We start from the raw sequence: 26,027 nt of genomic DNA, 5'->3' as shown, positions 1-26,027 counted from the left end.
CCGCAGTTACGACTTACACCTGTGTTAAGGGAATGTAAAAGATAATCAATAATTTGTAAAACCATTTAAGATTCATTAAAGGTTTGGGATCTAAGATACATTCATAAGCACACGAGACAACGATAAACAGAAAGGATTGATCACATATGGCGATTGAGGTATTCAACCGTTATGAGAACAAATATTTGTTGGACAACGAAGCCTACTATAAATTTTATAACCAATTGCTTGAATACATGGAACTAGACGATTTCAACAAGCAACATGAGTTTTACTCCATAACCAACTTATATTATGACACGGAGCACAACACCCTGATTCGTAACAGTCTTGCGAAGCCCAAGTACAAAGAGAAGCTTCGTTTAAGAGCTTACGGTGTTCCAAATCAAGATACGAAGGTGTATCTGGAAATCAAGAAGAAGGTATTTGGTCTTGTTAATAAAAGAAGAACGTCGCTCAAATTAAACGAGGCTTATGATTTTGTCGCCACCGGCATGGAACCGGAATTCAAGGATTACATGAATAAACAGGTCATTGAAGAGATCAAATATTTTCTGACACGCTTTGATTTACAGCCCAAGGTGTATCTGTCTTATGACCGAAAAGCGTTGTTCTGTAAAAACAATCGCGATCTAAGAATTACATTCGATACAAATATTCGCAGCCGCCGGTACGATCTGAAGATGGAGCACGGTGTTCATGGCGAACCCTTGCTGGAGCCGGGGCAGTGGCTTATGGAAGTAAAAGCTGAGAACACGATTCCGGTCTGGCTGGCCAAAATGCTCTCAGAGCATCAAATGTACCGTACAAGCTTCTCCAAGTATGGCAACGAATATAAAAAAATGCTGAAGAACAGTAAAACAGAACGGGAGAGTGCCCTCTATGCTTGATTCATTATTTACCGTAGCAACTAGTACAGAGTTAACGTTTACCAACGCACTGCTAACTATTTTTATAGCTATTGCTCTTGGCGGGATCATTAGCTACACCTATATGAAGACCAATGCCAGCGGCTATTCGCAAAGCTTCACACTAACAATGGTACTACTGCCCGTAATTGTGGCCATCATCATTTTGCTTATCGGCAGTAATGTTGCCAGAGCTTTCAGTCTTGCCGGGGCGTTCTCCATCATTCGGTTTAGAAGTGCGCCGGGCGATCCGAAGGATATCACATTTGTTCTGTTCACCATGGCTTCTGGACTTGCCTGTGGAGTGGGTTCCTTTGGATATGCAGTCTTGTTCACCCTTATCCTTTGCGCTCTTATGTTTATCCTTAACCGGACTAACTTTGGCGTAAGAACAACGTCGCAAAAAACATTAAAGGTAACCATCCCGGAGAGTCTGGGATATGAGGAAGCCTTCGCTGAAGTGTTCAATAAATATAACGTTGGGTATGAGCTTAAAAAGATTAGAACGACTGAGCTTGGCAGTTTATATGAACTGGTCTACGCTGTAACGCTGGGTGAGGCTGTGAACCAGAAGGAATTTTTGGATGCGATTCGTACCCGGAACGGTAATTTAGACCTGTCTCTGACCATGACTCCAACTGCTAATGACTATTAAGATAACGAAAGGATGGATGAAAAATGGATAAATATATAACCGGAAGTAAAGTAGGAATCTTGCTATTGTGTGCATTACTTATGTCGGCTTGCAGCACCAATTCCACAACAACACAGTCTGAAGCCGCGGGTACAGCAGCAGCCTCGGCAACAACGATAACTCAGAACGGGGCTGTCACGGGAGTGCAACTGGCAAGCGCCAAACTATCCGATCTGGTGACGTTCGATGAAGAGGATTCTAATACAACTTGGACGGCTGACCAATCGACGGAAATTGCTTTGGCTGGAACAAGTGCGCTTGTTGACGGCACCGGGGCTGAGTCTAAGGATGGCTCAGTGACAATTACTGCAGCAGGAACTTATGTGCTGTCTGGTAAGCTGAGTGATGGACAGATTGTAGTTAATAATCAGGATGAAGGTACTGTGCACTTGGTACTGAACGGTGTGAACATCACGAACAGCGATAGTGCAGCAATTGATATTAAAGAAGCGGGGAAAGTGATCATTACCTTGGAAGACGGGACGGAGAACTCCGTATCTGATGGAGCAACTTACGTGTATGCCGATGAAACTACAGATGAACCGAGTGCGGCTATCTTCAGTAAAGCGGATTTAACGATTAATGGGACCGGGAAGCTATCTGTTTACGCTAACTATAATGACGGAATTACGAGCAAGGACGATCTGAAAATTATGGGTGGCACTATTGAAATTAAGGCTGCCGATGACGGGATTGTAGGTAAAGATCTTGTCGCTGTACAAGACGGAAATATCAGCATAACGGCAGAAGGCGATGGAATGAAATCAACCAACGATACTGAGACGGACAAAGGCTTCATAGCAATAGCAGCAGGAACATTTGATATTACGGCTGGTAATGATGGAATTCAAGCTGAGACTTCACTTGTAATAGATGGCGGAACATACACCTTAGTTACGGGTGGGGGCAACGAGAAGGGTGAAGTGAAAACAGGTGATCAAGGGCAAGGTATGGGCATGAGAGGTGGCCGAGGTCAGGGAACAGGGGATCAAGCACCAGGAACAACAGGAACAACAGGAACCTCAACATCTGAAACCAAACCAGAGACGATGCCAGAAACAAAACCGGAGATACCAACAACGGAAGCATCAACAACGGCAACAACTACAGAATCTGAAACACCAAGTACTAAAGGCTTGAAGGCTGGAGGAGATATAAGCTTAAATAACGGAACCTTTACCATCGATTCTGCTGATGATGCAGTGCACAGCAACAGTAACATTGCTATAGCTGATGGAGAATTCAACATCAAAACTGGCGACGATGGAATCCATGCGGATGCTTTGGTGGTGATATCTGGTGGTAAAATTGATATTACGAAGAGCTACGAAGGGATTGAAGGAGCAAACATCGAGATTTCCGGTGGCGAAGCTCATGTGGTTGCTTCTGATGATGGAGTGAATGTAGCAGGAGGTAACGATGAGGCGACTGTAGGCGGCGGCCCTCAGGAGCAGGATCAATTCAGCGATTCTGCTAGCAATATGCTAACGATTAGTGGAGGAACACTAACGGTCGATGCTTCAGGTGACGGGCTGGATTCGAACGGCTCCATCACAATGTCGGGTGGCACGGTTATTGTCAATGGACCTACCAATAGCGGTAACGGTGCACTTGATTTCGACGGTAGCTTTGAACAGAGTGGAGGAACTTTGGTGGCTGCGGGAAGTTCGGGCATGGCACAAGCACCGTCTGACACCTCTAGCCAACATGCAGTCAGCATGACCTTCCCTCAGACCCAGGAGGCTGGAACATTGGTTCATCTAGAGGACAGCGAAGGCAACTCGATCCTGACCTTTGCTCCTTCGAAGAGCTATCAAACGGTGGTGATTAGTTCACCGGATCTGAAGGACGGCGGTTCTTACACCCTCTACTCGGGAGGTACCTCGACCGGTAGTGAAGCGAACGGACTGTATACGGATGGTGAATATACAGGAGGAACAAAAGTAGTAGCGTTCGAAATTACAAGCAGCGTAACTTGGCTAAATGAATCCGGAGTAACAACCGCAAACACTAATCAAGGTCCAGGTGGCGGTGGTGGTGGAAACAGAAGACCTTAGGTTATAAATTGCATATCAAAAGCCACTCCAGCATTATTTTGGAGTGGCTTTTTTTAGTTTGAGATAAATTAGTCGCCGTTAATAGGGATGGAATTCTGTTTAATCGGTTGATTTGAAGTGTTGATGATCACATTATGTGAATTAAAAGACAGAATTTCAATCAGCTGCTCTGCCATATGGTTAGCTGTATATTTAAATCCGCCTTTTACCCACTCTATGATTAATCCAAATAGAGCATAGGCGGTATAACTGGAAAACAATTCGATATTTACATTGGTATTAGTGTTATTAACTGCGACTAAGTCCCGCTTGGTGAGCTCCTTTAAGAGGTCGCAAATCCTATTTTGGAACCCTGGCAGAACATTGGAATTTATAATGATGGTATAAAAATTAGAGTAAGAGACCACATGTTCAAAAATCTTGATGCTCGAGGTGGTCAGCTCACTAACTATAAATTTATCGGTATGAAGATAGGGTTCTTTATAAGCCTTAATTAAATCCTCCAACACATCATCAATTAGCTCATTTAGAAGTTCTTCTTTGGTTTGATAATGTTTATAGAAGGTTCCGCGGTTTAAATCGGCAAGGGTAACGATATCGGTTATCGTAATGGTGCGGAAATTCTTTTTTTCCATGAGTAATATCAATGCGTTTTTAAGCTCTTTACGCGATTTGCTAGTTCTCCGATTATTTTTAAGCAACAGAAGACCACCTAACTGTCTATTTTCTAATCCTATTTGAACAGAATCCCACGTTATATATATTTATGAACATTTGGTGTCTCATTTGTATATTGATAGTTAAATTTTAGAGGATTAAACTTGAGTAGTATAAATTTTAAGCGTTAAAGAGATTTTATATATTGATATTTACATTATAGATAAACGTAAAGGAGACTTCCAACATGAAACTTCAAGACAGAGTTGCAGTGGTTACTGGGGCGGCATCGGGTATGGGGAAATCTATCGCAGAGTTGTACGCTAAAGAAGGGGCAAAAGTGATTGTAGCCGATCTGAACCTAGAAGGTGCTGAACAAGTAGCCGCAGGGATCAATAGTAACGGTGGAGTAGCTAAGGCACTGAAAGTAAATGTTGCCCTGGTTGGAGATATTGATAGCATGATTGATACCGCTGTAAAAGAATATGGCACGCTAGATATTTTAGTGAATAACGCAGGGATTATGGATGGCTTTGAGCCAGTTGGTGATATTACAGATGAACGATGGGATCTTATCTTTGATATCAATACCAAAAGTGTAATGCGGTCCACTCGTAAAGCACTGCCTATTTTTCTGGAAAAAGGAAAAGGGGTTATCGTTAATACCGCTTCTACAGGTGGCGTAAGTGGTGCCCATGCGGGAGCAACTTATACTGCCTCTAAACATGCTGTAGTAGGCTTGACGAAAAACACAGCTTTTATGTATGCCAACAAAGGGATTCGTTGTAATGCTATCGCACCAGGAGCTACTGCCACAAACATCAGTGCTTCAATGAAAAATATAAATGAATTCGGCGTGAGCCGTACGCAATTAACACAGGCTGTGATCCCTCGTGTAGGTACACCTGAAGAAATCGCACAAGTTGCGTTATTCCTGGCTTCGGATGATTCCAGTTTTGTAAACGGAGCTATCATCGCTGCTGATGCGGGTTGGACTTCTGCATTCTAAATGTTGGTTGTCTACCTCTGCCTCAACAATTTATCCACGGAGTCTTAGGGACACAGATGACGTTATTCGCAAATTTTCAGCCTTTTGAGAAGGGATTCGGACTCCAGAGACGCTATTTCATATAAATCGGCCCATATTTTGTGTTTTCGCGCCAATAGCTGCAGTGGAGTCCGATAGCAATTCAAATGTGGAATAATGGCGCATTTAAGGTCTTCTGGGTCCTCTAACCAATTTTTTGGGGCAAAATGTTATCGGATTGAACGCAGGGGTGCCCCGGCACGCTACCATTTTGCCAAATGATGACCCAAACGGGAGGCTACATAAAACTCCGCTAGAGATTAATCTAGCGGAGTTTTTTCTACGCTTGATATTTCCAGGGGAACCCTGCAAAATAGAGAGAATGCTAACTATAGAGGAGTTATATGAAATGAACGATGTTATGGTGCGGAATCATGTAAAAGTCATTGGAGCAGGAGAAAAAACTATCCTTTTTGCGCATGGATTTGGGTGTGATCAAAGCATGTGGCAGTTTATCACGCCATCATTTGAGAAAAAGTATCGAATCGTTCTATTTGATTATGTAGGCTCAGGCCATTCAGATTTAAGCGCCTATACATCGGATAAATATCATACTCTCCATGGTTATGTACAGGATGTACTAGATGTCATCGAAACATTTGAACTCAAGGATCTTATTTTTATAGGTCATTCTATTAGCTCTATGATCGGTTTGCTTGCTTCAATCGAGCGGCCGGATTATTTTGATAAAATGATTATGATCGGACCTTCCCCACGTTATTTAAATGAGGGAGATGCTTATTTCGGGGGCTTTGAAAAAAGTGATATTACTGAGCTTCTGGATATGATGGAGATGAATTTCGCGGGCTGGGCTAGCTTTATGGCTCCACTTGCGATGAATAACCCTGACCCGATGTTGACTAAACAGCTGGAACGAAGTTTTATTTCGGCCGACCCTATTATCGCTAGAGAATTTGCGGAAGTTACATTTTTTTCGGATCATCGAGAAGATCTGCCTAAAGCGACAGTGCCTACCCTCATATTGCAATGCTCGGATGATAGTATCGTTCCTATAGAAGTAGGAGAATATTTACATAGACATATGAATAATAGTACGTTCCGGTTAATGGAGGCCAAGGGCCATTATCCACATATTAGCCATCCCCAGGAGACCATTACTTTGATTAATGAGTATCTTGGGTGAGATGGAGAAGATTATGGTGTTGAAAGGATATTTAGACAATGGATGACCGGTTAAAATATGCGCCATGCGGATATGTTTCCATTACCCATGAAGGAATGATCCTCGATGTGAATCAAACCTTTTTGGATGGGATGGGATATCAGCAGGTTGATTTGGTAAATAAACATTTTGAATCTATCATGTCTACGGCAAACAAGCTTATTTTTCATTCATACTTCTATCCTTTTATCAATCTGAATGGACATGTAGAAGAGCTATTTATCAATTTGAAGGACAGCAAGGGGCAAGCCGTGCCTTACTTGTTAAATGGCAGACGCCTTAAGTGTGAAGGTGTAGAGGTCATTGATTGTATTCTCGTACAGATGGGCAAACGTATTGATTATGAGCTAGAGCTACGATCTGCGAAGAAGCAAATAGAAGAGGCTTATTGGGAAAAAGATCAGGCGCTTGCAAAGCTCAAACAAATTCACCTGGAAATCGAGCAAAAGCAAGCTGAGTTACTGGAGATGAATGCCGTTTTAGTAGAGCTATCTACTACAGACAAGCTTACTGGATTAAAGAATAGAAGGTTCCTGCAAGAAAAGCTGGAAGAGCAGATTGCAGCGTATCACCGTGATCAGGCGCCTTTTTCATTATGTATTCTAGATATTGATCACTTTAAAAATGTGAATGACACCTACGGTCATCAGATGGGTGATTATGTCCTGGAGAAATTGGCGAGTATCCTGAAGTCCCAATCTCGTAAAGAAGATATCGTAGCTAGGTATGGTGGTGAGGAGTTTATCCTTCTGCTGCCTAATACAGATTCATCGGATGCCACGGCTATAGCTGAGAGTTTACGACAATTCATAGCCAGCTCCACTTGGGAGATTGGCAGCATTACGGTAAGCATTGGCATAGCTACCTTTGAAGCAACCGATACAGACATCACTCTTCTGGAAAAAGCTGATCAAGCGCTTTACGTTTCTAAAGAACAGGGGAGAAATCGCGTTACGCATATTATGGATTTGAGTGAAAAGCTTCTTTAATTGGAGGCTTTTTTTGTTATTTATAAACGATACATCCTCTTTGCTCTAATTGCTCTAAAATGTCTGTTCCCTTCAAGCTGTAAAAGGGAATTCGGAATTTCATGAATGGATCTCCTTTGTAATTCGTATTGGCATCAAGCCTATGTGACAACGTTACGATAGAATATAACAGGATGATGATTTATTATCAGTATGTTGGCATACAAAACTATGGAATGTGGATCATGCCTACATTATCTATTCGGGGATTATGGCGATCTGGAAGTGATCCATCCCTCCAATATAACAGTGCTGCTGCGGTGGCTATGAATGATACTGTATTATTTGAGATTAAACATGAGCCTTTTAAGCAGATGCTTGCCGATTACCCGTTGATTAAGGAGCAATTGATGCTGCTGCAAATGGACCGTTTATTTTTATTGAATCGGTTATTACATGAAATGAAATTTCATGATGCGAGAGCGCGTGATATGATCGGAACGTTAAGGGAGACGGCTACCCTTGTACTTAAAGATCTGCAAGAGCAAAAGATTATTGAGATTCAACATCAGCAGATCACCGTGTTAGACCCGAAGTATTTACTGGAGTATACGAATTTCGATTGAGAAGAGCCGTTCCGGGATCTTTTTCAGAGAATTGATTATTAAAGGGGTTATGAATGTGGCTTGTAATCATTGTGTAGTAAGAGATCTGAATTTTGAAATCAAGGCTCATGGTGAGCTTAATCTTAGGGTTTTACCTGAGGTTATTCATCACCTGAGTAGAAGTAATACGATACATAAGGTGGAAGAAAATGTGATTACAATTAAGGAGGCTGGGGTGCGGGATTTTCTGGATTTCTGTAATGACCATATGGAGTCGGAGCAGGTTGAATTCCGTATAGATGACCAAACATGGAGACCCCTATCCGAATTACCCACTGTACTTGATATGGAGTGGATTGATGAGGTTATCACTAAGGGTCTTGTTACTTGCTACTTCCAACCGATTGTGAACGTAAGGGAAGAGATTTTTGCATACGAGCTCCTATCCAGATTTAAAAAAGAAGACGGATCTCTTATCTATCCTAATGAGATTTTTGCGGCGGCACGTAATCGTGGGCGTTTATATGCTTTAGACCGGTTATGTAGAATGACGGCTGTAAAATATGCTGCACCCTTAAATAAAAAAACGTTTATTAATTTTATCCCAACGTCGATCTACGCTCCAGAGTTCTGCTTAAGATCAACCGTTGAACTGGCCAATCAATTAGGCGTCGATCCTTCTCTTTTTGTCTTTGAAGTTGTTGAGACGGAGAAAGTGGATGATCTCGCTCATTTGAAAGCTATTTTGACATATTACAAGGATCGGGGATTTGAATACGCTTTAGATGATGTTGGTGAGGGCTTCAGCACGATCGAGATGTTATTGGAGCTTAAACCCCATTACATGAAGCTGGATATGAAATATGTTCAGGGTGTGTCCAGCGATCTGAACAAACAGAAAATAGCAAAGCAATTTTTAGAAAAAGCTTTAGAAATCCAATCCGTTCCTTTAGCAGAAGGTGTGGAGTTTAGAGAGGACTTTGAATGGCTTAAGCAGAGTGGTTATCAGTTGTTTCAGGGATATTTATTTGGAAAGCCTGATCCTATTCCCAAACAGTAATCCTAATGAGTATATATCCGTCCAGAGGATGAGATGAATTTCAGGTCAGAGTCTGAGTACAGCCAACCCCCGGGGTTGTATAATTTAGGTAATTGAAAAGGGGGACGGGATGGATATGAAATGGCATCAATTTGTAACGCGCTGGGCAGATTCTAGGGGCTTTGATGGACGAGAGATTGATTATCAATGGCCTTCTCCCTCATTTCCGGTCATCAGTATTCGCAGTAATCTAGGGCGATACTCAGGTCAAGCGTATGGTCGTGGAGGTAAACCCCGTGTGAAGACAGCCGTTGGATTAATCGCTATTGGAGATGTAGCTGTCGGCTTGATTTCCATAGGTGCGATAAGCGTGGGCGTATTATCCTTAGGAGCAATATCACTGGGAATGTGGTTAGCGATCGGAGCAATAGCACTTAGCTGGCTTGGCTTCGCAGTGGGAGCGATTGCGATTGCAGGCGTGGCTGTAGGAGCGATCGCAATCGCGGAAAAAGCGTTAGGGGCCATCGCCATAGGGGATACGGCGTTTGGTGCGATAGCGATAGGCAGGATCGCTGGGGGTGCCATAGCTATCGGACAATGGGCATATGGTGTAATCGCAGTTGGCGAACATGGTTTCGGATTAATTCCCATCACGGGCGATGTGTGGAATTGGTTCCGGCGGTTGTTTGGATCGGGGAGTTAAGTAGACCTACAGTCCTAAAGGATGCCCTTCTCTTCCGGGATGGTCGATAAATAATATCTATCACATAAGAAAAACTAATTGCAATTACCTATATTCATTTCATACCAATTAATCATGCGATCCGATCTAGGCTTATGTTACTCTTTGAATGTATTCGAAACTTCATAGGCAAACCTATGGAAATGTAGGGACGCAAAGCTAAAGGGACTAAGGTTATCATAACTATTGTCAGCCAGCTGCCAAAGAGTGTGTAACGCTTTTTGTTAAAATATAAGAAAGTATAAGTTATACACCTATACTTAATATCTTATATTTCTCGCTTAAACGCTTGCCGTCCTTATAGGACGCTGAAGGCGTTTATGCTTGTTAAGGTTTAATAAAAATTAAGTCTTAATTTTTAGGCGACTTTATACGCAATCAAGCTACTCTTTTGGGGTAGTTTTTTTTGTGCCCATTTTTGGGCACTGGAGAGATTCATATGACATCTGGGGGTAAGAAGAGATGAAGAAAATGATTGCGATCGCTACATCGGCGGCCATGTTGGCCAGTTTTTCGAGTGAGGCAGGTTATGCTTTAGCAAGTGAGGCAAGCAAGGTAAATGTAACAAAAACAGTGGCGCAAAGTAAGGTTAACTTATTAAGCAACGCTTCGGTTATTCCGTTTGAGCTGTACGGCAAGGATGCTCTAAATGCCTATAATGAGGTTTTTAGAATGAATCCAGCAAATATTAAATCCATCACAAATAACGGTGGCAACTACTCAGGCTCGCCTATAGCTAAGGCTATGGATGGGGATATGAGCACGCATTGGGAGACTGGCAAACCGAATAGTTCAACGTTTACGAATGAGGTTGTGTTTGTTTTCAATGAGTCCACTGAATTAAATAGAATGGTATACGCGGCTAGGCAATCCGGTGCGAAAGGTAAAGGTTTTGCTCAAGAATTTGAGATCTATGGTTCCACTACCGATGGGGGTGATTTTACGCTCGTGTCTTCTGGAGAATATACAGGCTCAACCGGTGATGTAGTGGAGATTCAGTTCGCACCTACGGCTTTTAAGAGACTTAAATTTGTCTTCAAAAAAGCGAACCAAGATTGGGCGAGTGCGGCTGAGTTTTCTTTTTATAAAGAGGATAGTGTCTCTGCTAAAATGAAAAATTTGTTTACAGATGATACCTTGAGCCAAGTTAGTACTGCCTTTGATACGGCAGAGAAATTAACAGCTTTAGAGAATGAAGTGCAGGCACATCCACTGTATGCGCAGTTTAAAGAAGAGATAGAGAATGCAAAGATCCTTTTGAAGAACCATCAGGTAGAGGCAACGACAGCCAAGGTTTCGAAGCTAAAAGGGTATGGAACAACCTATGAAAATGCCTATAGCCAAGCTTATAGAATGCCGAATGCAAACGTATCAAAAGTAACGGTGAACGGTGGAAGCTACTCAGGTACGAAGCCTGAATATATGCTGGATGACCAGCCCACTACGCATTGGGAAACGAACAAAAACAATGATGCAAGCTTCACGAATGAAGTCGTGTTTGAACTAGCGCAAGCGGAAGTGCTGGACAGAGTGGCTTTTTTGGCTAGAGATAACCGCAAAGGATTCCCAGAGGCTTTTGAAATCTATGCATCAGAGACGAGTAAAGGAGAGACCTTCCAACTTGTATCTAGCGGAACCGCGGTTAGTACCAATGACTTTCTGGAATTTAAATTCGAACCGACGAAGTTTAAAAGATTAAAATTTAAGTTCACAAAAGCTAATATCAACAGACCTTTTGCGGCTGAATTTAGATTTTATACAGAAGATAAAGTAAGCGAAGCTGTAAATGGTATTTTCACAGATGGAACGATGAGTGCGGTTGTGCCTGCTTATAATAGCGTCGAAGCAATCAACGAATTAGAAGAAGCGGCAAAAGTACATCCGCTCTATCCAATCCTGAAAGATTCTTTGGATTTAGCTAAGAAGCTAGTGAATGGTGAAGTTCAAACCGAAGGCACCATCATTGAGGCGGAACAACGTGGAGATATGAAAAAGCATGCGCAGGAAAACCTGAGAATTGGTTTTGGTACGAACAACCAGCCTACAGGTCTCGTTGCAATGCCTGGAGATACGATCAACGTTTATGTGGACGCAGCTTCTAATGATAAGCTACCTTCTTTAGTCTTTTCTCAACAAGAGGCCGCTTGGAATGTTTGGGCTAGAGGTGTGCAATTGCGTCCAGGTAAGAACATTATAACCGTTCCTGAATTTGCTACGAATAGTTATTATGCACATGAAGTGACTAAGGGCGGTACAGTGTATATCGTCAATCCATATACAGCTGAGGAACAAGGGAAAGCGCCATTGATCCGCTTCGAAGGTTTAGAAAAGATTCCTTTTATGACCAAGACCACGGATCCAGAACAATTCAAAACCTTCTTAATCACATACAAACAAAGACTGGACGAAGATAAAGCGGCTCATCCAAATGTTCAAGATCGTAAACTCATAGATGTGGTAGAAATGGCCAGCGATCATGTTATATTCACAGGAACGGCGACGGAGGCGTACAACAAATATATTACGCAAGGAAATAACCCGCTGGACACCGTAACTGGGTATGACACCTGGATGAAGAGCATTTTTGCCTTCTATGGCTTGGATGGCAGTAGCGAGATTCATGATGCCAAGCTAATTCGTGAGAATATTCGCTTGATGCAGCCTTATGGTGCGATGTATGCAGCGGGAGATCATACAGGGATCCAACTTGGAACAGTAGGAACCATGTTAGGTGATTTTAATAAAGCCTATCCGGGCTGGGGACTGAATCACGAAATTGGGCATCGCTTGGCTATGGGTGAACGGGAATATGGCGAAGTAACTAATAATATGGTGTCTATGTTTATGTCTGTCGCAGCGAATTCGATAGATAATCGTATACCGTATGAATCAGATATCTATAAATATGTCCTCGAAGAAAATAAAGTGGTTATGAATCAGCAGGGCTTATTTGCACAACTCGGAGCCTATTGGCAGCTGGAGCTGGCACATCCGGGATACTGGACAGAGCTGACCAAGCTATATCGGGAGCGGAAGGTCACCCTTACCAACGGTGACAATTCCAAGCAGCAGTATTTGGTGGAGTTCTCCTCCGAAGTACTGGGATTAGATTTAAGCAGCTATTTTGCCAGACATGGCTTCACTGTGAATCCTGAGACAAAAGCGAAAGTAGCCAAGTATCCGGCACCGCAAAAGTTATGGTATTTAAATAACTCGGTGATTAATTATGAGGGAACTGGAATGGCGGATAAAAATCTGGCCATTAAGGTTAATATCACACCTAACACCACGGATAGAACGAACACGTTAAGTTTCAGTATAGATAAAGAGCTTAAGCAAGACTTTTTAGGATATGAAGTGTATAGAAATGATGTGTTAGTTGGTTTTACAGGAACTGAGCAATTTGTGGATCAGAATGTAGATGCGAGTATCAACTATACGTACAAGATCGTCGGTTATGATAAAAAGCTGAACCCACTGAAGCCCGTACAGGTTAAAGCCTTTAAGCCAGCCTTGTCTGTTGAAGATCAGCTCACTTTAAAGCTTAATCAAACCTTTGATCCGATGAGCTATGTAAAAGCGGCTAACTATCTAGGAAACGATGTTACTGCAGATGTCTCTCTGAAAGCCAATAACGTTGATGTAACGCAAAAAGGCAACTACGAAATTGTATATGAAGTGAAAAGCGAAGGGGTTACGGAAACGAAAACCACACAGGTTACGGTAACGAGCGACTACGCCTATATTTCCGATCTCAATGCCAAGTCAGTCGTTGTAGGCTGGGGTGTATTAAAGAAAGATAAAGCCGTTTCCGGAGGAATCATAACCCTTGTTCGCCAAGGGTTGGCTGCGACATACGCGAAAGGGATTGGTGTTCATGCCAACTCTGAGGTAGTTTACGATATTGAAGGTAAGGGTTACGACTTCTTTGAAAGCTACATTGGGATTGATCAAGCCATGAAAGGGAAACCTTCCTCGGCTACTTTTGCAGTGTATGTGGATGGAGAACAGAAATTTGAGAGTGATGTTTTCCGGGCAGGAACAGAACATCAATTTGTGAAAATCCCTGTGACTGGCGCAAGAGAGGTGAAGCTGGTTACAACAGATGCTAAGGATGGCAATGCTTCAGACCATACGGTATGGGCGGATGCGAAGTTCTCGAATAATTCAAGCAAACCTACCATTACAGTACCGGAAGAGACAACCTTCGTTAAGCTGAACAGCGAATTTGATGTGTTGAGCGATGTAACAGCTTTTGATACGGAAGATGGTAACTTAATTGGAGCCGTTAAAGTGCATTCAAATGGATTCACATCAAGCAAAACAGGGACTTACAATGTCGAGTTTTCAGTTACAGACTCAGATGGGAACTCCGCTGTGCAGGCCAGAAAGATTGTTATATACAGCGCTAGTAAATACCTGAGTGATATAGATTGGCAATCGGCAAAAACGGATTATAATGTGGTTCGAAAAGATAAGGCTAGCTCTAACAATCCGATTAAGCTGCTGGTAAATGGCGAGGTCAAAGAGTTCGCTAAGGGCTTAGGAACCCATGCCAGCTCTGAAATCGTGTATAATCTGGCAGGTGCAAACTATGAATATTTTGAAACGTATGTAGGGGTTGACAGAAATATCCCTGAGCAAAGCAACTCCAGTGTAATTTTCAAAATCTTTGCCGATGGGGCAGAGGTTTATAACAGCGGTCTGATGAAATTTGGTACAGAAGCCAAGCTTGCGCGGATACCTGTTAAGGGTGTAAGTGAATTGAGGCTGGTGTTAGATAATGCAGGTAACGGAAATGCTTCAGATCACGGTGATTTTGCTGATGCGAAGTTTATGATCTTGAACAATACACCAGAGCTTACCATACCTAAATCTGTCTCAACCAAAGTGGGTCAAGCGATTGATATCAGTGAAAGCTATTCCGCAATGGATTCGGAAGACGGTGACTTGACGGCTCAAGTGAAGGTCACAGGCCAAGAGCAAGTTAAATTCAACCGGGCTGGAAAGTATCCAATCACTTACACAGTAACAGATAGTGATGGAAATACGACCACGAAGATTAGAACTATAGCCGTAGTAGACATGACGGACTTTACGTATCTGACGGATTACGACTGGAATTCTACTCAGAACAGCTATACTGCACCTTTGAAGGATAAATCTATTAGTGCAAATACGCTGAGATTAACAGATGAGAACAATCAGTTAGTGTCCTATGAAAGAGGAATTGGAGCGCACTCTAACTCGACGATTGTATACAATCTAAGCGACAAAAACGCGGACTATTTCACTTCCTATGTAGGTGTAGATAGACAAATGTACGGTTCTGTTGGTTCGGTGAGCTTTGAGGTTTTTGTCGATGGAGAGAAGAAATTCGATAGTGGGGTCATGGGTTCGAGAGATCCGCAGAAATTCATCGAATTGGATATTAATGAAGCAAAAGAACTGAAATTAGTCGTCACAGACGGGGGAAATGGCAACGGATCTGACCATGCTACATGGGGTGGAGCCAAACTACATTTCGCGAATGGAGATCACTTATTCACTAGAGATCTCGAACAGGCGATTGCAGCGGCTAAAGCAATTTCTCTAGAAGGCTTCACACCTGAGAGCATCGCGGCATTTACGTCCAGCCTCTCGACAGCAGAGACAGTGTTGGCTAACTCTTCTGTTACGCAAAGTGAAGTAGACGAAGCTGTAGCAGCGTTGCAACAAGCAACCGAAGGTTTGGTCCAAATAGATCTTACGCAACTGATTACTGTGGCGGACCCGTATTTAAGTGCTTCGATCAAGACTACATTGGGCGTAACTGGAGAATTAACATTAGGTGATATGTATAACCTTACAACGTTAACCAGCGAAACCAGAAGAGCCAGATCCTTGGGAGGTTTGCAGTACGCGAAGAACCTAGAGACACTTGATATTACTGGAAATGAAATTACAGATTTCTCCCCATTACAAGGATTAACTAAACTAACGAGCTTATTGGCCGACCCACAAATGGTAGAGGTAGGAGAATTTAAGGGACCTGTAGTTGAAGTGGCCAATCTGGTGAAAGGGCTCGATGGCAGCAAAGTGATCCCTAATTCAGCTGGGGTAAGAAACACTAGAACATCTAAAGAAATTGTGTTTGATATGAAGGAATGGGCTGCTAATCCGGATGTGTTCACTATTGACCTATCAAACGAGGAGAAAGGAACTTACATGCTGGGGTTAACTTACCAAGTCGCAGGTAATCTCGTGCAAATCATTTCTTTTATTGATAATAATTAAATTCCCAAGAAAGCAGGCGGATTGTGGTCTCTATAACCATGGTTCGCCAGTTTTTAAATGAGGGGTTTTTATGTAAAAATATCCATTTTGTCATATGACAAAAGAAATGACAACGCTCACTATAAGCGGTGTAGTCTTTTAACTATACTTAATCAGAAATGCGCCAAATTTAAATGAATACTCCAATTGAAGCTTTTTATACAAAGAAGTAAATAATGTATGCGGTTTAGAGGGAGGTGTTTCTGTGAAAATCATCATTGTAGATGATCATCCTTTAGTTAGAAGAGGGCTGGCATCTGTCATTGCAATGCAATCGGATATGCAATTTGCCGGTGAAGCTACGAATGGTCCGGAAGCACTTGATGTGATTGAAGAGACAAAGCCAGACATTGTCCTCATTGATCTTAAACTTGCTGATGAATCAGGACTGGATGTCATTAGGATAGCACGTACCCGCGGCATTGTTAGTAAATTCATACTGTTGACTTCCTCTGCGAGCAGAGAGGATTTTTTGAGGGCTGAAGAAGTATTGGTAGACGGATATGTTCTGAAAGAGGCACTGCCGGAGGAATTACTGTTTGCTATCCAGTTGGTGTACAAAGGGAGAAAATACTATGATCCTGGTCTAATGGAAGAAAAGATGCGAATGAGCGCCGGCAGTCCAACAGATGAATTGACACCAAAAGAGAAGGAAGTCCTGATTCAGCTTGGACAAGGTGCTTGCAATAGAGTGATTGCCACACGTCTTTTTATCAGTGAATTTACGGTGAAGAAGCATGTCAGTCAGATTTTAGCGAAGCTGCAGGTTACTGACCGGACACAGGCGGCATTGTGCGCGAACGCGATAGGATTAACGAAATATGAAATGTCTTATGAGTAGAACGGCAAGATCAGATGTTATAATGGCTTTAACTACTTTGTGATATTGAGTATTCTGTCTAATTGTAATTAGGGAGTGCTGTTGATGTTTGAATTGCCAGGATACCAAACCTTAGATCTGATAGATAATACCGCAGATATCAGGTTATACAGACTCCTACGTCAAGAGGACGGCCTAAGAGTTATCGCTAAGACAACAATAGGAGAATATCCGGGAGCTGCCATGGTCGATGCTTTTCGTCATGAGTATGACATGCTTAAGCGACTTTGCGGTCGTGGTGCAATAGAGCCGTACAGTTTGGAAATTATGGCGGACCGACCAGTCCTTCTCTTAAAAGATATAGAGGGGAGTACCCTTGGGCAGATCCTGCGTATGCCTGTTAATTCACTGGGTCTTCCAGCGCTAATTCGAATCGCTACAGCTATTGCTGATTGTCTTATGCAAATTCATCGTGAAAAAATAACACTAAATGAACTAACCCCCGCTCATCTAATCGTCAATCCCATTACTTTTGAAGTGAAATTTATTGATATAAGAATGTGTTCTACCGAAAACACCACGAGTCCTTTGTCACCGTTAGGCGGCCGGCCCGATGTTCTGCTTCCTTATATCGCTCCAGAACAAACGGGACGAACCGGAGTCAAACCGGATTACCGTTCTGACTTTTATTCGCTGGGGATCATCCTGTATGAATGTCTCTCGGGCAGCCGCCCCTTTGAGCTGCATGATGTTGTTGATATTGTATATCGTCATCTTGCAGATACACCTGAGCCTCTGCACCGCAGGTTCCCCACTATCCCTCTATCGGTCTCTGATATTGTTGGTAAATGCATGGAGAAAATGCCTGAAGCGAGGTATGCCAGCGCGTTTGGCATTAAATCGGATCTTGAGGAATGTCTATCCCGTCTAGAAGAATCCGGGCATATTGAGCCTTTTCCACTAGGAAGCTGGGATATCCCAGAGCGCTGGATGGTATCAGGACGCTTCTATGGAAGACATCTTGAGCAACAAAGCTTAAGGGAAGCACTGCAACGAGCATCACAAGGTGCCGTAGAGACGGTTTGGATTAGCGGGGAGAGTGGTATCGGCAAAACAACCTTTCTGAAGGAGACCCTTACAAATACAGTCTCTTTGGATGGTTTCTTCGCCAGAGGCAAATTCGAATCCCGACATACCTCACTCCCTTATGGCATCTGGCATCAAGTCTTAGAAGAGTTGGTTAGTCAGCTGCTGATGGAAACAAAGCTGCAGGTGGAGGTTTGGAGGCTGCGTATTCTACAGGCAGTGGACAATTACGGTCAGTTGCTGATCGATTTTGTTCCTAAGCTTGAACTCTTGATTGGCCCACAACCCTCCGTACCTCCACTGCCACCGCTGGAAGCTCAGCATCGCTTTCAATTAATCATGAGCCGATTTATTCAACTCTTTCCTCATGAGGATCATCCTTTGATCTTGGTATTGGATAATTTGCAATGGGCTGATGATACGTCGCTGCAATATCTCACTTCGCTTATAGAGGATACGGCAACGACTCATCTGCTAATCGTGCTTTCCTATCGCAATCGGGAGATTACAAGGCTGCACCCGCTCAGTAGGCTGGAAAAACATCTGATTGACCGCAACGTAGCCATGAGCAGAATTTCTTTACAAGCGCTTGAACTCACCGATTTAAAACAACTGCTACTTGATGTTATGCGTTACGAGGCAGCTGACTTGGACGAGCTGGCGCGCGTGCTGCTTCATAAGACAGATGGAAACCCGTTATTTATTAAGCAATTCCTTCAAGATTTGATAGATGACCAGCGAGTGGAATTTGATGAGAATATTCGAAGCTGGAAATGGGATCTCCAGCGTATTACTGAATTGAATGTACCCGATAACGTAGCTTCATACCTTTCAAGTAAATTGCAACAATTTCCTGAACAGACGGTATGTGCACTTAGTAGAGCCGCATTTATAGGCAGCCTATTTGATTTACGTACACTTGCTGATATTACGGAGACACCGATAGAGACATTGAACGATGCGTTGGCGGTTGCTGTACATGGGCGCTTGTTGCAGCCCGTTAACGGGGAGGAATATCCGCATTATAAGTTCCAGCACAACCGCATTCATCAGGCAGCATATACTTTTATTTCCGAAGAGGAGCGTTCCGAGCTGCATTGGAGGATTGGTCTGTTATTGCTAGGCCGAGGCCCGCTTAGTGAAGGAACGACTCTATTCGAAGCTGTCCATCATTTGAATCAGGCACTTACATGGTTAGACCGCCCTGAAGAGAGGCTTCAACTAGTAGAGCTGAACTTACAGGCAGGGATAAAAGCGAAGCAAACAACCGCACATGAGACAGCCTTGCAATATATGCTTCAGGCAACGTCATTATTAGAGGAGCAGAGCTGGGAGGCGCATTATGGGCTGACCTTCCGGGTATTCCGTGAGAGGGCGGAGCTCGAATATTTATGTTCCCATTTTGATACGGCTAATGAATTATTCCATCTGTTAATTGATAAAGCTACGACAAATATGGATAAGGCTTACGTCTACGTAATGAAGGTGCAGTTGGAAGCAAGTAATGATAACCATGAAGAGGTGATCTCCTTAGGCCAGCATACCTTATCGTTACTGAAAGTGAAGCATCAATTTGATCCTGGTTATGCTCAATTGACGCTTCAATGGTTACGATTGCGGCATAGACTCAAGAAGGTCTCACTCGAATCGCTTACTCTTTTACCTCCAATGACTGATGAAGCACGTAGAATCGCAATGTCTACTTTAGATCATTCAAGTAATGCTTGCTTCTACGTCAATCGAGAAGGGTGGCTCGCTTCTTCCTTCACCATGATTGAATTAACGCTTGATTATGGGATGACTCCGGAGGCTTCCATTGGATTCATAGGTTATGCAATGTTTCAATACTATTACTTCCGTAATGATGAAGAGACATTCAAATGGGCCATGCTGGCGTTCAGCTTATCCGAACCCTATCCGAAACAGCATATGACAACCTTAGCCGCGTTCGCCATGTGCTACGATAGCTGGCGGCATTATGATCCCGCTATGCTCCATACGTTTACCGAGAAAGCTGGTAAAGTAGGACTGGAATCAGGTGACTTATGGAAGGGCAACCAGAATGTGTTGATCAACTGTGCCTCCCTTTTGCAATTTGGTCATCCTCTCGGCGATATCTATGAGCGGTTAATTACTCATTCCGGTGATTTGCTGCGCCATAACAACAGTCTTCATTGTAAGCAGGCTATTGTAGCAGCGGCCATTCTTGTTCGCTTGACAGGTTATCGCTCTATAGATGATCCCTTTCCCATCGCGGAGATTAGCGAGCCTGCTTTTGCACAGTCGGTTCATGGGGACACCTTTGATTTTATACAAGAAATGGTCTGGATCTATCAATATTTGACGGGCTATGTATTTGGGGAATACCGGGAAGCCAGTGAGGCATTAGCCAAATCAGCGGCCATTATAAAATCACGCGAAGATGGCTTAGACAGTCCCATGCAGATCATGTATGAATGTTTAGTCTGGGCTCAGTTGTATGAGGAATATAACGCTGAAGAGCAACGTACATATCGGGCAAAAATGCGTAAATGCTTGAAGAAAATGAAAAAGCTTGCCAGGCGTTGTCCGGGGAATTATCAGCATAAATATCTGTTAATGAAGGCTGAGTTAACTCGTCTATCGCGAGATCCCCGCCAAGCTGAAGCATTGTATGAGCAATCCATTGAGAATGCTCGGGTCCACGGTCATATTCACGATTTAGCGATGGCAGCGGAATGTTACGGTAAATATGGGCTTCGTCATGGCAAAATGCATCTGGCAAGAATCTATATGACTGAGGCCTATGAGGCTTATCTGCAATGGGGCGCAAAGGCTAAAGCGGCTGACCTGGAGCAGCAGCATCGCCATTTGCTGCATATTAAACGAGAGCCCGGGCTCGATCGTGTGGATTCCCTTTCTGTGGTAATGTCTGCCCAAGCATTATCGGGCGAGATGGAGATGAGCCGATTATTGGCCACGCTGATGCGAATCATGCTCCACAATGCTGGGGCAGAATATGGGGCTGTTATTTTTGATCATGACGGCAAATGGATGGTGGAAGCTTATGGGACCTCAGAAACCCAGCATATCGAATCTGTTCCACTTGGGGAAGAATCGGGGTTGGTCCCGGCAGCGATTATTGCTTACGCGGCAAGAACACAAGAACAGGTTGTATTACATGATGCACTCAGTGAAGGAATATTTACCCGTAATACTTACGTTAGGAATAATAGACTGAAATCGGTTCTATGTCTCCCCATCATGAATCAGAATAAATTGGTTTGCCTGCTCTATTTGGAGAATAATCTATCACCGGGTGTATTTACTCCAAGCAGACTCGATGTGCTCAAGCTGCTTGGTTCACAATGCGCAATCTCAATCGCTAATGCCAAGCTGTATTCGGGAATCCAATATCTCAAAAAAAATCTGGAGGATCAGGTGGTAGAAAGAACTCGTAGCCTGGAGCGTTCGATGCGTGAAACATCTGCGGCTTTGGCCGAAGCTACTGTTTTTGAGGAACGCAATCGTATTGCCCAAGAGATTCATGATATTGTCGGGCATACCCTTACATCGACGATTCTGCAGATTGAAGCTGGCAAGCGGCTGCTTCAGAAGAAGGAGATAGACAGCGGCTTTCAGCGTCTGGCTGAGGCCCAGGATCTTGTGCGGCATAGCTTGAATGAAATCCGCGGCTCTGTCCATATGCTGAAAGAGGACAGGTATTCTGATTTAACCGTGATGCTGAAGCAGTTGATTCGAGATACAGAACGCAATGCAGGCGTTGTTGTTCATGCAGTTATTTACGATCTGCCGGAAGCCATGTCAACAGCCTATAAAAAGGCAATCTATCATGCTTTGCAGGAGGGCTTAACTAATGGGATCAGACATGGGAAGAGTGTGGAGTTCCATTTTAGTCTGGAGTCTGTTGGAGCGAACTTGCAGTTTAGACTCAAGGATTGTGGGCTAGGGATGGGTCCAATCGTGATGGGATTTGGACTTAGGACGATGAAGGAACGGGTTGAGCAGCTGGGAGGCAGCTTATCCATCGATTCAGAAATGGATGAAGGCTGTTTACTGGAGATTGATCTGCCCATGCGAAGGGTTGTGGATAGAACATGAGTAAAATAAAAATTGTAATTGCCGATGATCAATTGTTGACGCGGGAAGGACTTCGCACCATTTTGGATCTGGAAGATGATATGGAAGTGGTTGGTGCTGCCAAGAATGGAGAAGAAGCTTGCGAGATGGTTGAGGCACTCCAGCCTGATCTGGTGCTGCTCGATATTCAAATGCCAGTTATGGATGGCCTTAGCGCCTTGAAACGAATAAAGCAGATTCGGCCGAACATCTTCATTCTGATTCTGACTACTTTTATAGAGACTGATTATATTGTAGAGGGAATGGCCTACGGAGCAAGCGGTTATATGCTGAAGGACATGGATGCAGATAAAATGATCGCTTCGATTCATGATACGTTATCCGGGCAATTTATTCTGCCAGCTCCGGTAGCAGCCAAACTGGCATCGAGGATGAACAGGTTAACAGAGGACTATGAACACTGGCAAAGATCGGGTCTGGATCGTATCAGTCTGACAGAACGGGAAGAGGAGCTGGCACAGCTCATTATCCGGGGACTGAACAACCGTGAAATCGCCGATACATTACATATTGCGGAAGGTACGGCGCGCAATTATATTAGCAATCTTTACAGCAAATTAGAAGTGGTTGATCGGGCCCAAGCAATTGTGCGACTGCAGGCTATTTTGTAATAATTGTTGCTGTTAACGAATTACTGTCGGGGCCAAATATTCAAACAGCGGGAGATTCCTCAGTATTCCAAATGTAACGGTCAGAATCAACATTATAGCCATAATTGCCTGGCTAAGAGGCCGGATTTGCTTTTTATTAGTAATCCAATACAACATATACAGAGGTGCTAAAATAAACAGCAACGGGTTAAATCTAAACGCTTGAATAACGTCGAACTTCAGCAAGGAAAGAATAACTCTTGTGACTCCACATCCGGGACAATACAATCCAGTCCATTCATGAAATGGACAAGGGATACTAATATTGGTTAAGGGTATCCATGCTTTGAGATAAACTACGCCGACGAGACTTAAGGACACACCCCAAAATAGTTTAGGATGTGTCCTTTTATAAATCGTAAACTTATACCAGTTTATTAACATCGGATTGTACCAAGGCATACGTGACAATACCCAGACCAAAGAGTGTCAGGATCACATAAAGCACTGAATTATCTGACGGGTATTGGCCGCGCTGTCTTTGAGCTTCAGCAATATGTTTACCTACCTGATAGGCCCAAATGAAGCTCCAGATCCCGCACGTAACCAACGTTAGAAGGAAATGTTTTCCTCCTGTAAATGTATAGTCTCCACTCAGTTCGCCTACCTCATTGGTTAGAACAATAAACCAATAGATTGTATAGAGCCCACATGTAATTAATGACAAAATAATGGCGAATGCAACACTTCTGCGACTAATCATTACTCACTCTCCTATGTATTTACATAAAAATTCGACATTTCCATCTTATTGAATTAGGAAAAAATATACAAGACAATATTTGAGAATTACTGTCCGCTGTCGAAATCTAGACAAACTTACTGCTGATATCTAGTGGAAACCTTACCAAATATGAAATATACTTTTGAGGCTATGCACTGGAACCACAACTAGATTTACATTAACGAATGGAGGACACTTTGATGTCAACTTTGCCAAATTGCCCGAAATGTAATTCAGAATACACTTATGAAGATGGTAGTTTGCTCGTCTGCCCGGAATGTGCGCATGAGTGGAGCCTCGACACAGAGGCTGAAAGCAGGGAAGAGAACAAGGTTGTCAGAGATGCCAACGGAAATATTTTAAATGATGGAGATGCTATAACTATTATTAAAGACCTTAAAGTAAAAGGAAGCTCATCCGTTCTGAAGATAGGAACAAAGGTGAAAAACATCCGTTTAGTGGACGGAGATCATGATATTGATTGCAAAATCGATGGTTTTGGAGCTATGAAATTAAAGTCCGAGTTTGTTAAAAAGATCTAAAAAATAAGAATCAGCTTAACTTCAACAGAAGTAGGCTGATTCTTTATTTTAAACGTTATCTATTAATCTCAACAATCTGATTTCGTCCGGCATTTTTTGCTTGATATAAGGCTTTGTCCACTGATTCGAATAAATCATTTAGTTGATTGGTCAGGCTTTCTGTATATTGTGCTGCAAAATTACTAATGGACAGCAGTCCCATACTAACAGTAATCGAGAGGGAATGAGCAACATCCTCTACATGTACTTTATTAGCTTCTATTATAGATTTGATATGTTTTGCTAAGTGGTTTGCTTGTGTTTGATCTGTATTTGGTAAGTAAATGATAAATTCTTCTCCGCCATAACGCGCCAGAACATCCGTCTCCCTCAACGTTTTCTTAATTACCTCTACCGTGCTGCAAATGACGACATCACCGATTAAATGGCCGTAATTATCATTCACTGTTTTGAAAAAGTCGATATCCAGAAGGATGATAGCAAAAGGCTGCTTGAGTTTCATATTTTCTATGATCTCATGCTCTAAGTGCAGCGTTAAGTAATGACGATTATAACAACCGGTTAGGCTGTCCGTTATGGCCATCTGCTTAAGTTTTTGGTTAGTCTGCGATAATTCATCCTGGATTTCAGTTAATGCAGCATTACGCTCTTGCAGGGTCTCGTTCTGGTGATTGGTCTCGGCTATGAGGCGATGCAGCTCGCTTCTGTCCTGAAAAGTGAGAATGCGTCCAACCCTGATTCCACCTACCACAATCGGCGCCGCAGTAATGTTAATGTATGCATCGAGTGAGGTGTAGAATAGTTCAACCTCAGTCCTCTCCATGGGCTGGTTCAAGTATGTATGAAGGAATAAATCGAAAGCTCCGGAAGTTTGCTCTATGGGTGCGATGGTCGACACGTCAAAGTGAGCACCGATTTGCAGATGGATTTTTGGAAAAAGCGAGCGATTGATTTCTACTACAGTCTCACTATCATCCAGTACAAGAATTCCTTCTGTAATGGTGTCAATGATATCCTGATGGGCGATGGTTACGAGATCAAATATTTTATCCCGATGGATAGCAATTACGAAAAAGATTGCCGAGATTAAGATCCCCAGAGAGGTTAGCCCTGGAATAACTGGATCAGATTTAAGCAATATCACATTAAGAAAAACATCCAATAAAATAAATACCGTTAGCACCAGCACCCCTTTGAGCACATGAGCAACTTGTTTTTTGATCCGCTGTGTAGTGTTTGAGACTAGCGCTGAATAGATGATATACAGAGAAATCATTACGCTGGTGGTTAAGAAGATAATAAGCAGCCAAAAAATCGGACCATAATATCTTTCGATATATCTGCCGTTCATAGGGAGAACAAAACTTCCGTTTGGATTGGCGATCACCCCTACTAAGATCAAAGCTGCGAGAATGTATAGGATCAATGTGTTCTTTTTTCGAAGAAGATGTGAATTCCCGGTGAGTAGTACCGTGAACAGAAGCCAGCCAATCGTTAACAGAACCGAGTCGATAAAAGCGAGCTTTACATAAAACAATTGAAACTTGGGATCGTCGGTCGTTTTGATAGCGAATTGGCAGAAGGGCCATAACATCATAGTAAAATGAAAAACTAAGTATGCTTTATGTAGGTTAGTGATAGTTACAGACGCAAATATGTAGATGAACAAAGCGAACAAAACAAAAAATAATAACAAATCAATCCATGTCATGATATTCATTTCAGTGACACCTTCTCCCACCCGGTTAACAGTTCTTTCATGTTACCTTGAATTTTATTCGTTTGCCATATGATTATTTGTTCTACGACA

18 protein-coding genes and 1 riboswitch are annotated in these 26,027 nt (G+C 42.9%); of the genes, 14 read left to right on the top strand and 4 right to left on the bottom strand.

From position 1 onward, the window contains the following. Positions 1-146: 146 nt before the first annotated feature. Genes MHI51_RS29805 through MHI51_RS29795 form a run of 3 tightly spaced genes read left to right on the top strand, consistent with a single transcriptional unit; the run spans position 147 to position 3,659 of the window. Positions 147-890 (top strand): polyphosphate polymerase domain-containing protein, encoded by a 744-nt coding sequence (locus MHI51_RS29805; RefSeq protein ID WP_405173457.1) that lies wholly within the window; start codon positions 147-149, stop codon positions 888-890. Continuing rightward, positions 883-1,563, top strand: a complete 681-nt coding sequence (locus MHI51_RS29800; protein ID WP_076132792.1) for a DUF4956 domain-containing protein — start codon at positions 883-885, stop codon at positions 1,561-1,563. Before MHI51_RS29805 ends, MHI51_RS29800 begins: the two co-directional genes overlap by 8 nt. A gap of 23 nt (positions 1,564-1,586) precedes the next feature. After that, entirely contained in the window at positions 1,587-3,659 is a 2,073-nt protein-coding gene (locus MHI51_RS29795) for a carbohydrate-binding domain-containing protein (protein ID WP_076276290.1), read from the top strand. Positions 3,660-3,727: 68 nt separating this feature from the next. On the opposite strand, the gene MHI51_RS29790 is transcribed toward MHI51_RS29795, so the two are convergent. Then, positions 3,728-4,360 (bottom strand): TetR/AcrR family transcriptional regulator, encoded by a 633-nt coding sequence (locus tag MHI51_RS29790; RefSeq protein ID WP_256718954.1) that lies wholly within the window; start codon positions 4,358-4,360, stop codon positions 3,728-3,730. A gap of 203 nt (positions 4,361-4,563) precedes the next feature. On the opposite strand from MHI51_RS29790, the gene MHI51_RS29785 reads away from it, so the two are divergent. The 10 genes from MHI51_RS29785 to MHI51_RS29740 all read left to right on the top strand — a co-directional run bounded on the left by MHI51_RS29785 (position 4,564) and on the right by MHI51_RS29740 (position 22,912). Continuing rightward, positions 4,564-5,325, top strand: a complete 762-nt coding sequence (locus MHI51_RS29785) for an SDR family oxidoreductase (protein ID WP_076124164.1) — start codon at positions 4,564-4,566, stop codon at positions 5,323-5,325. A 427-nt stretch (positions 5,326-5,752) separates the two neighbouring features. After that, positions 5,753-6,547, top strand: a complete 795-nt coding sequence (locus tag MHI51_RS29780) for an alpha/beta fold hydrolase (RefSeq protein WP_076220289.1) — start codon at positions 5,753-5,755, stop codon at positions 6,545-6,547. Positions 6,548-6,585: 38 nt separating this feature from the next. Next, a complete protein-coding gene (locus MHI51_RS29775) occupies positions 6,586-7,575 on the top strand; it encodes a sensor domain-containing diguanylate cyclase (protein WP_405173456.1) in 990 nt (329 codons plus the stop codon). Between the two features lie 224 nt (positions 7,576-7,799). Continuing rightward, on the top strand, positions 7,800-8,180 hold the full coding sequence (locus tag MHI51_RS29770; protein ID WP_405173455.1) for a Crp/Fnr family transcriptional regulator: 381 nt from the start codon (positions 7,800-7,802) through the stop codon (positions 8,178-8,180). Between the two features lie 190 nt (positions 8,181-8,370). Beyond that, complete coding sequence (locus MHI51_RS29765) at positions 8,371-9,219, top strand: EAL domain-containing protein (RefSeq protein ID WP_305953541.1); 849 nt, start codon at positions 8,371-8,373, stop codon at positions 9,217-9,219. 115 nt (positions 9,220-9,334) lie between these two features. Then, entirely contained in the window at positions 9,335-9,901 is a 567-nt protein-coding gene (locus MHI51_RS29760) for a hypothetical protein (RefSeq protein ID WP_076124374.1), read from the top strand. Positions 9,902-10,058: 157 nt separating this feature from the next. Further along, a riboswitch (cyclic di-GMP riboswitch) is annotated at positions 10,059-10,145 on the top strand. Positions 10,146-10,402: 257 nt separating this feature from the next. Then, entirely contained in the window at positions 10,403-16,216 is a 5,814-nt protein-coding gene (locus MHI51_RS29755; protein ID WP_405173454.1) for an NPCBM/NEW2 domain-containing protein, read from the top strand. A 244-nt stretch (positions 16,217-16,460) separates the two neighbouring features. After that, positions 16,461-17,096 carry a response regulator transcription factor gene (locus MHI51_RS29750; RefSeq protein ID WP_076218810.1) on the top strand — a complete coding sequence of 212 codons (636 nt, stop codon included), beginning with the start codon at positions 16,461-16,463 and terminating at the stop codon, positions 17,094-17,096. A gap of 84 nt (positions 17,097-17,180) precedes the next feature. After that, positions 17,181-22,262, top strand: a complete 5,082-nt coding sequence (locus MHI51_RS29745) for an AAA family ATPase (RefSeq protein ID WP_076276286.1) — start codon at positions 17,181-17,183, stop codon at positions 22,260-22,262. Then, positions 22,259-22,912, top strand: coding sequence for a response regulator transcription factor (locus MHI51_RS29740; RefSeq protein WP_036682266.1), 654 nt, complete (start codon positions 22,259-22,261; stop codon positions 22,910-22,912). Before MHI51_RS29745 ends, MHI51_RS29740 begins: the two co-directional genes overlap by 4 nt. Positions 22,913-22,924: 12 nt before the next feature. On the opposite strand, the gene MHI51_RS29735 is transcribed toward MHI51_RS29740, so the two are convergent. Beyond that, positions 22,925-23,335, bottom strand: coding sequence for a DUF2752 domain-containing protein (locus MHI51_RS29735; protein ID WP_076124149.1), 411 nt, complete (start codon positions 23,333-23,335; stop codon positions 22,925-22,927). Further along, positions 23,316-23,654 (bottom strand): DUF4234 domain-containing protein, encoded by a 339-nt coding sequence (locus MHI51_RS29730; protein WP_051491231.1) that lies wholly within the window; start codon positions 23,652-23,654, stop codon positions 23,316-23,318. Before MHI51_RS29730 ends, MHI51_RS29735 begins: the two co-directional genes overlap by 20 nt. Positions 23,655-23,875: 221 nt before the next feature. Between MHI51_RS29730 and MHI51_RS29725 the strand changes: the two genes are divergently transcribed. Further along, positions 23,876-24,217: a zinc ribbon domain-containing protein YjdM gene (locus MHI51_RS29725; protein WP_076282180.1), complete on the top strand. Its 342-nt coding sequence runs from the start codon at positions 23,876-23,878 to the stop codon at positions 24,215-24,217. Between the two features lie 55 nt (positions 24,218-24,272). On the opposite strand, the gene MHI51_RS29720 is transcribed toward MHI51_RS29725, so the two are convergent. Further along, positions 24,273-25,937 (bottom strand): diguanylate cyclase, encoded by a 1,665-nt coding sequence (locus MHI51_RS29720; RefSeq protein ID WP_405173453.1) that lies wholly within the window; start codon positions 25,935-25,937, stop codon positions 24,273-24,275. Between the last annotated feature and the right edge of the window lie 90 nt (positions 25,938-26,027).

This window comes from Paenibacillus sp. FSL H8-0260 (assembly GCF_045040625.1).
In the GTDB taxonomy this organism is placed as follows: Bacteria; Bacillota; Bacilli; order Paenibacillales; family Paenibacillaceae; genus Paenibacillus_AQ; species Paenibacillus_AQ odorifer.
This window is presented reverse-complemented; position numbering and strand designations above follow the sequence as displayed.

Bases quoted from the DNA above. Each gene is read 5' to 3' on its own strand.
- MHI51_RS29735 (WP_076124149.1), bottom strand. From the start codon at position 23,335: ATGTTAATAAACTGGTATAAGTTTACGATTTATAAAAGGACACATCCT.
- MHI51_RS29775 (WP_405173456.1), top strand. From the start codon at position 6,586: ATGGATGACCGGTTAAAATATGCGCCATGCGGATATGTTTCCATTACC.
- MHI51_RS29730 (WP_051491231.1), bottom strand. From the start codon at position 23,654: ATGATTAGTCGCAGAAGTGTTGCATTCGCCATTATTTTGTCATTAATT.
- MHI51_RS29760 (WP_076124374.1), top strand. From the start codon at position 9,335: ATGAAATGGCATCAATTTGTAACGCGCTGGGCAGATTCTAGGGGCTTT.
- MHI51_RS29780 (WP_076220289.1), top strand. From the start codon at position 5,753: ATGAACGATGTTATGGTGCGGAATCATGTAAAAGTCATTGGAGCAGGA.
- MHI51_RS29740 (WP_036682266.1), top strand. From the start codon at position 22,259: ATGAGTAAAATAAAAATTGTAATTGCCGATGATCAATTGTTGACGCGG.
- MHI51_RS29720 (WP_405173453.1), bottom strand. From the start codon at position 25,937: ATGAATATCATGACATGGATTGATTTGTTATTATTTTTTGTTTTGTTC.
- MHI51_RS29770 (WP_405173455.1), top strand. From the start codon at position 7,800: ATGCCTACATTATCTATTCGGGGATTATGGCGATCTGGAAGTGATCCA.
- MHI51_RS29805 (WP_405173457.1), top strand. From the start codon at position 147: ATGGCGATTGAGGTATTCAACCGTTATGAGAACAAATATTTGTTGGAC.
- MHI51_RS29725 (WP_076282180.1), top strand. From the start codon at position 23,876: ATGTCAACTTTGCCAAATTGCCCGAAATGTAATTCAGAATACACTTAT.
- MHI51_RS29795 (WP_076276290.1), top strand. From the start codon at position 1,587: ATGGATAAATATATAACCGGAAGTAAAGTAGGAATCTTGCTATTGTGT.
- MHI51_RS29800 (WP_076132792.1), top strand. From the start codon at position 883: ATGCTTGATTCATTATTTACCGTAGCAACTAGTACAGAGTTAACGTTT.
- MHI51_RS29785 (WP_076124164.1), top strand. From the start codon at position 4,564: ATGAAACTTCAAGACAGAGTTGCAGTGGTTACTGGGGCGGCATCGGGT.
- MHI51_RS29755 (WP_405173454.1), top strand. From the start codon at position 10,403: ATGAAGAAAATGATTGCGATCGCTACATCGGCGGCCATGTTGGCCAGT.
- MHI51_RS29745 (WP_076276286.1), top strand. From the start codon at position 17,181: ATGTTTGAATTGCCAGGATACCAAACCTTAGATCTGATAGATAATACC.